The organism is Paenibacillus helianthi (assembly GCF_001909055.1).
Taxonomy (GTDB): Bacteria; Bacillota; Bacilli; order Paenibacillales; family Paenibacillaceae; genus Paenibacillus_AQ; species Paenibacillus_AQ helianthi.
Genome location: NZ_LVWI01000100.1, coordinates 1 through 8,681, shown reverse-complemented (window position 1 = coordinate 8,681; position 8,681 = coordinate 1). Strand labels below are relative to the sequence as shown.

Here is an 8,681-nt window from a genome sequence, read left to right as displayed (position 1 = left end):
TTATAAACCTTTATTTTTCCTTTAAAGAAGCTTTATCTTTGGATGTAAAAATTACTTGTAGTAAAAAACTACAATCACTGGAACTTGACAAGGAGGATGTCGAAATGTCAATTGAGTTCAGCCGCTGGCCCAATAACTACATGATGTCATACCAAGTTACCAAAGCTTTGGGTATGGCAAGCCTTGGTGCTACGGACGTCACCGAAATCTACGAGGCCTGCAAAAAAATCGATCCCGATGACAAGGATACGTGGCACAGGGAATGGCTCATCACCGCTCAGGCATTGGAAAGACACGGCAAGGAGGCCGAAACGGCCGGAAACTGGTATACCGCACGGAACTGCTACATTCGTGCCTGCAATTACTACAGAATCGCAGAGTATGCGGTGATGGATGATGACACCGAGAAAATCCGTATTTTTAAGAAGGTTAATGAACTCTTCGAAGCTGCCGGAAAGTACTTCGATGTCCGCCCGGAGAAAATCGAGGTCGATTACGAGGATGTCAAGCTGGAGGGATACTTCTTCTCCCCTTCCTGGATCAAAGGCCCAAAGCCGACCGTGTTTGCGCTTAACGGTGGTGACGAGTGGTCCATTGAAAATTATTTCTGGCTAGGTCCTGCCTTCATTTCGTGTGGATATAACTTTTTGGTCTATGACCAGCCCGGCACCGGCCTCTCGCTGTACGAAAAGGGGAAGGGGAGACGGGCGGACAGCGAGGCTTTCCATTCCCGGGCCATCGACTTTCTTCTAACACGGCCGGAAGTCGATCCCGATAAGATTATCGTGCACGGGGAGAGTTTTGCGGCTTACGACTCGCTGCGTTTCGCTTCGTTCGATCACAGGATTGCTGCCGTCATCTCCGACGGCGGTACGCATGCCTTCGACTGGAAAGCCATGCTTACATGGATGCCGCCAAGTCTGGCCGCACACGGCATGAGAATTCTGGGGGCAGAAAGTCTGGAGGATTTTGCGGGGAATCCGCGTTTTGCCTATGATCTTGAGGGCGTACTCCACCAGATCGAATGTCCGCTGCTTGTCATGCATGGAGCGGAAGAGATATTGGTTCAGCCCAATCCGCTGACACAAGCCATGAAGAATTACGAGCAGGCGGGTTCGAAAAACAAGACATTCTACGCGATAGAGGATAGACGACTTGGCGGATTAGAACACTGTCAGGTAGACAACATCAACGTGCTGCATGAGGTAGCGCTGAATTGGCTCTGCTCCATTGGGCTTGGGCCAGCCTCGCCCCGCCAATCTTAGGATTGTCATAACATCATAAAGCAGTAGATTTATTGAAACATTTCCGATAGAGCTTGTTCAGGAGTGTCGTCCTTAGAATCCTGTACAAGCTCTCTCTTTATGGAGGAGTTAAAGGCTATGAGTATTTTATCAAAGAAAAAAAGCGGCAGTACGCCCGCTATACAAATTGACGGAGTGCACAAAAAATTTGGCGACTATATCGCATTCCTCTCACCACCGTACGTATTGTTCGGTATACGGCATTGCAACTGCATAAGTGCAATTTACGCAAACGCTCATATTGCTGGGAATCACAGACGCGCACGGTAAGGAGTTGAAGCAGTGTCTGCCGTTCTATTACCCGATTTGCTGATTCGGGAGACTTTGTTAGCTTATTAATTGCTTTCTATATATAAACTCTTCTGAATAGATAGTACGCAATTTAAAGCAAATCCCTTACTCTGGTAGAAGGAAATTAAGCTATACGACGTAGCTCTGCCACCCATTTACTTAATAAAGGGACCAAACTCCGTTTGTTTAGATTTTTAGTCGGGTAACAGCCATTCCCCTTATTTTACTAGATTTCTACGAGTTATACAGTTTACGCTCAGGGGCTATCACGAAGTGAATTCACTCGAATTTATCTTTTTATTCTCGGCAGAAATGCCGCTGGAATTAGCGCCAATGTTGAGAAGGCAATCGACCAGATAAACGTATGATCGAACGCAACAGCCACAGCTGCCGGGTCATGTGACAAGACTGAATTTAGCTCGTTCTGCAAAATAATAGCGATAACCGATACGCCAAAGGCGCCGCCGATTTGCTGCATAATACGAGTGGTGCTGCTGGCATGCGGGATTTGCTTCGAAGACAGGCCAATATAGGCGGAAGCCATGACCGGCAGAAAAACAGCGCCTAATCCTGCTCCCCGCACGATCAATGCCGCACTCAAATAATAATAGCTCGTATCTCCACTAAGCTGCGTAAGCGGCCATGTTCCAAGCATGGTAAGGAGGGTTCCGGCAAGAACAACTGGCCTCGAACCGATCTGATCCGTTAGTTTGCCGGCAAGCGATCTTGTCAGCAGCATACCTACCCCTTGCGGAACGAGCAGCAGACCGGATAGAAGCACCGATTCGCCACGGACTTGCTGGAAGTACAGCGGCAGCAACAGCATTGCCCCGTAGGAGGTCAGGCCGGATAGAAAAAGCAGTGCCGCGGATACAGTAAAGGAACGCACACGGAACAACCTAACATCGAGCAACGCTTCGTTTCCTTTGCGAAAGGCATAAACGACAAATACAACTAGAAGCGATAACCCTGCTATAACGGGAACGAGAACCGCAGCATGTCCAAAACCGTGACTCAAGCTCACTTCTCCAAGACCGTAAATAATGAGCACGATAGCTGGGGAGAGCAGCATCAGTCCCGGCAGATCCAGCCGCAACGTTCGGGTTCCGCGCTCTTCATTAGGCAGCCCCTTCCACGCCATAATGATGGCAACGATGCAGAGCGGAATATTTACAAAGAAAATCCATCTCCAGCTCAGATGGTTGATGATAAGGCCTCCCAGCACTGGCCCGAGTATCGGCCCAAGCAGCGCCGGTAAAGCCACCGTAGCCATCTTTTTGCCCATATTTCGTCCTCCAGAGGCGCGCACTGCCAAGGTCTGCATAATGGGCATCAGCAATCCCCCGCCGATCCCTTGAATGGTACGGAAAAAAATCAGGCTCTCCACGTTCCATGCCAAGCTGCATAGCACAGAACCGAGCAAGAACATGCCCAGCGAAAATAGCCACATAGGCTTGCCCCCGAATCGCTCCACCGCCCAGCCGCTGAAGGGAATGACCATAGCAAGCGCAAGCAGATAAGCGGTCATAACCCATTGAATGGTTGACACCGAGGTATTGAATTCCCGAACCAGCGTATTAATAGCCACATTCGTTATCGTCGTGTCGAATAGCGGAGCCAGAATGCCAACCATTAGAATCCACATCAATTTCTTCTCGGCTGCCTGCTGTTCAGCCGATTCAAGCGCTGTAGAACCTTGTTTTTGCATGTTGATTGCCTCCCTTTGATCGAAAAATAAGAAACTTTTGGTTTCTTATTTGCGTTTATGATATACTATCCCTATATGAAACGCAACGAATTTTTCTAAAGGAGTACGAGAACAACATGTCCAATTCTCAACACCCCGATAAATTGAAAAACAGACGCAGAGGCAAAGAGCTGGAAGCGGCTATCCTGCAAGCCGTACGGGAAGAGTTGACTGAACAAGGCTATTCTAATCTTACGATGGATGGAGTGGCGGAACGGGCGGGGACAAGCAAAGCCGTGCTGTACCGTCGATGGGCCAACCGCGCTGAGATTGTACTCGCGGCGATCCGGGAACGCGTGCCTCTCCCGCTGGAGGAGGTACCCGATTACGGGAATTTGAGGGACGATGTTTGCGGCGTGCTTCGATCAATGAATCAGAATAACATCGAAGTGATGATCAAGGCCTTTTATGGGCTCGTAACGGAAATCGGCGCCATGCCGCTTGCATCCTTATTATTCCCCCAAGGGCGTCATAACAGGACAATGACGATTGTACTGCAGCGGGCCGTTGACCGGGGAGAGGTGTCGGCCGAAGCCGTTACACCCCGGATGCTTACTTTGCCGGCAGATCTGGCCCGCCATGAGCTAATGCTGTATAACAAACCAATGTCCGAGCAGACGATTGCTAATCTTGTGGACGAAGTGTTCTTGCCACTTGTATTGAAACGGTGATTACCAACGCCCGTCCTTCCGCAAAAATTCCATTTGATATGCAATGGGTGGCACTGCTGGTGTCTGAAAACAAAAAAACACTCCGAATTAGGGAGTGCTAAGAACCCCTCATAACTTATATGACTCATAAGTTCAACTGAGGGGCTCCGTTCATAGATTCATTCCTATTCTCAAATCCAAGCCCCATAAACACCAAAAGCCCCCCGCCCCATTATATCGGGAGCAAGGAGCCGCTGGTTCAAATCCTGTCGCCATGATTATGCCTTAATGTTACCGCCCTGTTACTGTTCACCGATACTATCCCTCAATCTCCAAAGGGAACTCCCTCATATATTTAAGCAATTCATCCACAGTGGTAAAAGCAAGGCCCGTAACCGTATCCGCACACCCGTAGTAGATCGCAATCCGTCCTGTAGCGGAATCGGTCAAAGCCGCGCAAGGGAAGGTCACATTAGGCACATCTCCCATACATTCGTACACCATTTCCGGCCCCAGAATATAATTGCGCGAACGGGCTTTTACTTTCCACGGCTGATCCAGATCCAGAAGCGCACAGCCCATGCGGTAGACAAATCCATTACATGTGTTGATTACGCCGTGATAGATGAGCAGCCAGCCCTCGCTGGTTTCGATCGGAATCGGACCGGGACCAATCTTCTTGGACTGCCAGGCGGAGGCATCTCCATTCACCGTGCCCATCACATAGCGGTGTTTGCCCCAGAAGGTAAGGTCCGGACTTTCGCTGTAGAAAATATCTCCAAACGGAGTATGCCCGGTATCGCTTGGACGGCTTAGCATGGCATAATGCCCGTTGATCTTCCGCGGGAACAATACGCCATTGCGGTTATACGGCAGAAAAGCGTTCTCCAGTTGATGGAAGGTTTGAAAATCGGTGGTGTACGCGAGTCCGATGGTCGGCCCGTGATAGCCGTTGCACCAGGAAATATAGTAACGGTCATCGATCTTGCAGACCCGGGGATCATAGCGGTATTCCCGTTTGATGACCTCTTCGTCCCCTTGGAAAACAATCGGTTCATGCTGGATAGTCCAGTTCACGCCGTCCTCGCTGAAGCCTGCAAAGATATCCATGCTGACCGATTTCGAATCGCAGCGGAAGACGCCGGCGAACCCCTTCCCAAAAGGGACGACCGCCGAATTAAACACACTGTTGGAGTTCGGGATGGCATCCCGGTGAATGATCGGATTGGCCGAATATCTCCACACGGGTGCGCTAGTGGCTGCCGGCTTCTCCTCCCAAGGGATAGTTGACAGATTTTCTCCAATAATCGTACTCATGTTCATGTCTCCTTTTCATCTAAAAAAGTAATGTACTCCATCTTGTCATCCGTAGCTGAAATCACTTAGAGAATTCCTTCCTGCAGCGCCCGCCAGATCAGTTGGGAGAACAGGCTGTTCGACCAGGCGAACCAGCTGCGGGTGAACACGGAGGGGTCGTCCGCATGGAAGCCTTCGTGCATAAAGCCGGTATCGGCGTCCGTGGCCTCCAGCATGCTAATCACCGCCAACTTCTCTTCCTTCGTGTCCGCCGTGATCCCTTGCATCGACAAGGCCATATGCCAGATATAGTTCTTCGGTGTATGCGGACTGCCGATGCCTTTGGCTGCGGTTCCTTCATAATAGAACGGATTTTCTGTACTGAGCGCAAACCGTCTCGTGTTCTGATACACCGGATCATCGTTCTTCAAATAGCCCAGGTACGGAATGGAGATCAACCCCGGGGTTCCGGCATCATCCATCAGGCAGTAATTGCCGAAGCCGTCGGTCTCGTAAGCGTACATCGGCCCGAATTCGGGATGGCGGTAAATCCCGTACAGCTTGATGCCGTGATCCACCTCGAACTCCAGCGCCTTCAGCTCGGCCAGCAGATCCATGTCCCGGAAGACCCACTCGGCGAATTCCTGCATCTGCCGCAAGGCGACAACGGCAAACATATTGCCGGGAATGTTGTAGTGGAAATCGCAGGCGTCATCGCTGGAACGGAACCCGGACCAGATCATCCCGGTATAGTTCACCGGCATGCCAAGTCCGTTATTTCGCAACGAGTCTTCCGGAATGCCGTTGTTGCGGGTGAAGCGGTACGGCGACTGCTCGAAGTGGTGCTGCTCTTTTTTGAACACCTCGAGGATCGTACGCAGGGCAGACTTGAACTCTGCATCGAAGAAGTCGGTAATCCCGGTTTCCTGCCAGTAGGTATACGCCAGCCGCACCACGAAACACAGGGAATCAATCTCGAATTTGCGCTCCCAGACCCACGGGGACATCTCGGTCACGTCCGTGGTGTTCCAGTGCCAGTCATTGGCATATTCATTAAACGCATTGGCGTACGGATCGATGTGGATGTACTGGATATGACGTTTGATCAAGCCGCCGATGATGCGCTGCAGATCCGGGTCGTTTTTGGCCAACGGCACATAATGGATGACCTGTTCCACCGAATCGCGCAGCCAGGAGGCCGGGATATCTCCGGTAATGACAAAGGTGGTGCCATCCTCCATCCGCTTCGTCGTGGTCTCCAGGGTGTTCGGAAAACAGTTTTTGAACAGCTGCAGCAGCTTGGGCCGGTGGGCCAGCTTCTCTTCCGCTTCGGCCAGCACCTCCTGTACGGCTTGCGGCAGTTCGAGCTTCGGCATCGGGATTTTCGGTAATCTGAATTGTTCCAAGGAAGGGACACTCCTTCTGTTCGAATAGTCGTTTATTTCACGTAAATCGTTTGGATCTCAAAAGGAGCAAAGTGCAGCTCGAATTCACCTGGGTGATGGGCGACAGGCTCCAGCTTCTCCTCCAGCGCATTGGACCGGTACACTTCGCTGAACGGCTGATTCCAGCCCAGCGTCACGGTTTCCCGTCCGCCCGCGGATTCATAGAACCGCAGCACGCAGCCCTGTCCATCCTCGGACGGCTTCACGGTGTCGAGCACGACATGTTGCCCACTGAAGCGGATGAAAGAACCTGTGGACGGTATAGAACCCCGGCACCCTTCGGCTGTGGTGACCTGCACCTCATGATTCAGCTCCGCGGCCTTGCGCAGCGTATGGGCACTCCGCCAATCGCCGGGGTGGGGATAGAGCGAATAGGTGAAGTCATGAGTGCCGAGGTCCGCAGTGGCGTCCGGCCATTGCGGTGCACGCAGCAGGGACAGGCGGATCGTGCTGCCTTGAATGTCGTAGCCGTATTTGCAGTCATTCAGCAGGCTGACGCCGTATCCATGTTCGGATACATCCACAAAACGGTGTCCGCAGACCTCGTACTGCGCCTGTTCCCAGCTGGTATTGCGGTGCGTGGGACGCTCCAGCGCACCAAAGGGAATCTCATAGGTCGCTTTGTCTGCGACCACATCGACCGGGAAGCCGACCTTCAGCAGCTTGTGGGCTTCCTTCCAGTCCACATGGGTCTTGAAATCGATTCTGCGGTCATGGGCATACAGGATCAGATCCTGGGTGATCAGCGACTGGCCCAGCGTCCAGCGGAATCTCAGCACATCCCGGACTTGGCCGGAGTGAAGTACGTATTTCTCCACCAGCTCGGCCTCGCCGGCGGGCTGGGCTTCATAGCGGCTGTCGATATCCCAGGCATCCCAGAGTGTCGGACGGTCATGGAAGAAGTGGAATTGGTTGGCCCGTCCGCCCTGCTGCACCACTCCCCGTTCGGCCGCTTTGTCGAACAGGCTGGTGATTTCGCCCCGTTCATTGAACGTCAGGCGGTAGTGCGGGGTCTCCCAGCGGTCATTCAGGACGGTGCGTTCCGGCCGTGCGGAAGAGGCATCCGCATGTATGGCCGCTGCTTCCGGATGTTTCACCGATGCCCCGGCGGCGGACATTTTCGCAGCTAGCATGCGATCTGGCATATTCACTGCTTCCGGGCTTCCCGGTGTTGGCCGTTCTCCGCGTCTCAGCCAGATCGTCTTATACCCCATAGCCGGGATGGCCGGGACATGAATGTAAGCGGTCCGGTGATCTGTTGTCGGGTCCAGCGCAACGTCCGCAGCGGGCAAACCGATTACGAGATCTATCGGAAGTGCATTTCCTGACGCGTCATATGCTGCCAGGGTCCATTCTGTATCTGATGCTTCTGTATCTGCCCATGGAATGGAAACGACTGCATCACGCGCCCAGCCGAGGCTGTTGAACAGCACGTAAGGCTGGCCTTCGCCTGCTGTTGTGACCTGAGCCGCCAGGGCTTCCAGCCCCGGCTGCAGCGCTGCCTCACCAAGGGCGAACACCTCGCGGTATTCCTTCTCCGAAGTCTCATAGGCTTCGGGGATGGCCGAGCCGGGAATAATGTCGTGGAACTGGTTCAGCAGTATCCGCTTCCAGCCGTGATGCAGCTGTTCGGCACTGCTGCTGCGCAGCTCGGGCTTCATGGCAGGAGCGGCCAGGGTCTGCCACAGCTCAGCCTCACGGTAGAGAATCTCCGCCTTGCGGTTGTTCCGCTTGTTGCGGCCATGTGTGGTATAGGTGCCCCGGTGCAGCTCCAGATACAGATCGCCGCGCCATTCGGGCAGCTTGGGCTGCCGCTCCTCCATGCCTGCGAAGAAATCCGCGGCGCTGCTGAAGGTACTGGCCGGCAGGCCGACCATCAGGTCTGCACGGCGGATGTATTCCAGCATCTCGCGGGTGACACCTCCGCCGCCGTCGCCATGGCCGTAGA

The 8,681-nt window shown here is 53.0% G+C and carries 6 protein-coding genes; 2 read left to right on the top strand and 4 right to left on the bottom strand.

Features of this window, described 5'->3' with window-relative positions:
* Positions 1-104 precede the first annotated feature (104 nt).
* Entirely contained in the window at positions 105-1,265 is a 1,161-nt protein-coding gene (locus A3844_RS29855) for an alpha/beta hydrolase (RefSeq protein WP_074109397.1), read from the top strand.
* A 619-nt stretch (positions 1,266-1,884) separates the two neighbouring features.
* Here the strand turns inward: A3844_RS29855 and A3844_RS29845 are convergent.
* Entirely contained in the window at positions 1,885-3,303 is a 1,419-nt protein-coding gene (locus tag A3844_RS29845; protein WP_074109396.1) for an MDR family MFS transporter, read from the bottom strand.
* Between the two features lie 116 nt (positions 3,304-3,419).
* Between A3844_RS29845 and A3844_RS29840 the strand changes: the two genes are divergently transcribed.
* Positions 3,420-4,013 carry a TetR/AcrR family transcriptional regulator gene (locus A3844_RS29840; RefSeq protein WP_074109395.1) on the top strand — a complete coding sequence of 198 codons (594 nt, stop codon included), beginning with the start codon at positions 3,420-3,422 and terminating at the stop codon, positions 4,011-4,013.
* 297 nt (positions 4,014-4,310) lie between these two features.
* Here A3844_RS29840 and A3844_RS29835 read toward each other — a convergent pair whose 3' ends face one another.
* The 3 genes from A3844_RS29835 to A3844_RS32100 form a co-directional block, all read right to left on the bottom strand.
* Positions 4,311-5,309: a glycoside hydrolase family 130 protein gene (locus A3844_RS29835; RefSeq protein WP_074109394.1), complete on the bottom strand. Its 999-nt coding sequence runs from the start codon at positions 5,307-5,309 to the stop codon at positions 4,311-4,313.
* A gap of 65 nt (positions 5,310-5,374) precedes the next feature.
* Positions 5,375-6,694, bottom strand: coding sequence for a glycoside hydrolase family 125 protein (locus tag A3844_RS29830; RefSeq protein WP_074109393.1), 1,320 nt, complete (start codon positions 6,692-6,694; stop codon positions 5,375-5,377).
* 32 nt (positions 6,695-6,726) lie between these two features.
* The coding region (locus A3844_RS32100) for an alpha-mannosidase (protein ID WP_244169892.1) at positions 6,727-8,681 on the bottom strand (1,955 nt) is incomplete at its 5' end.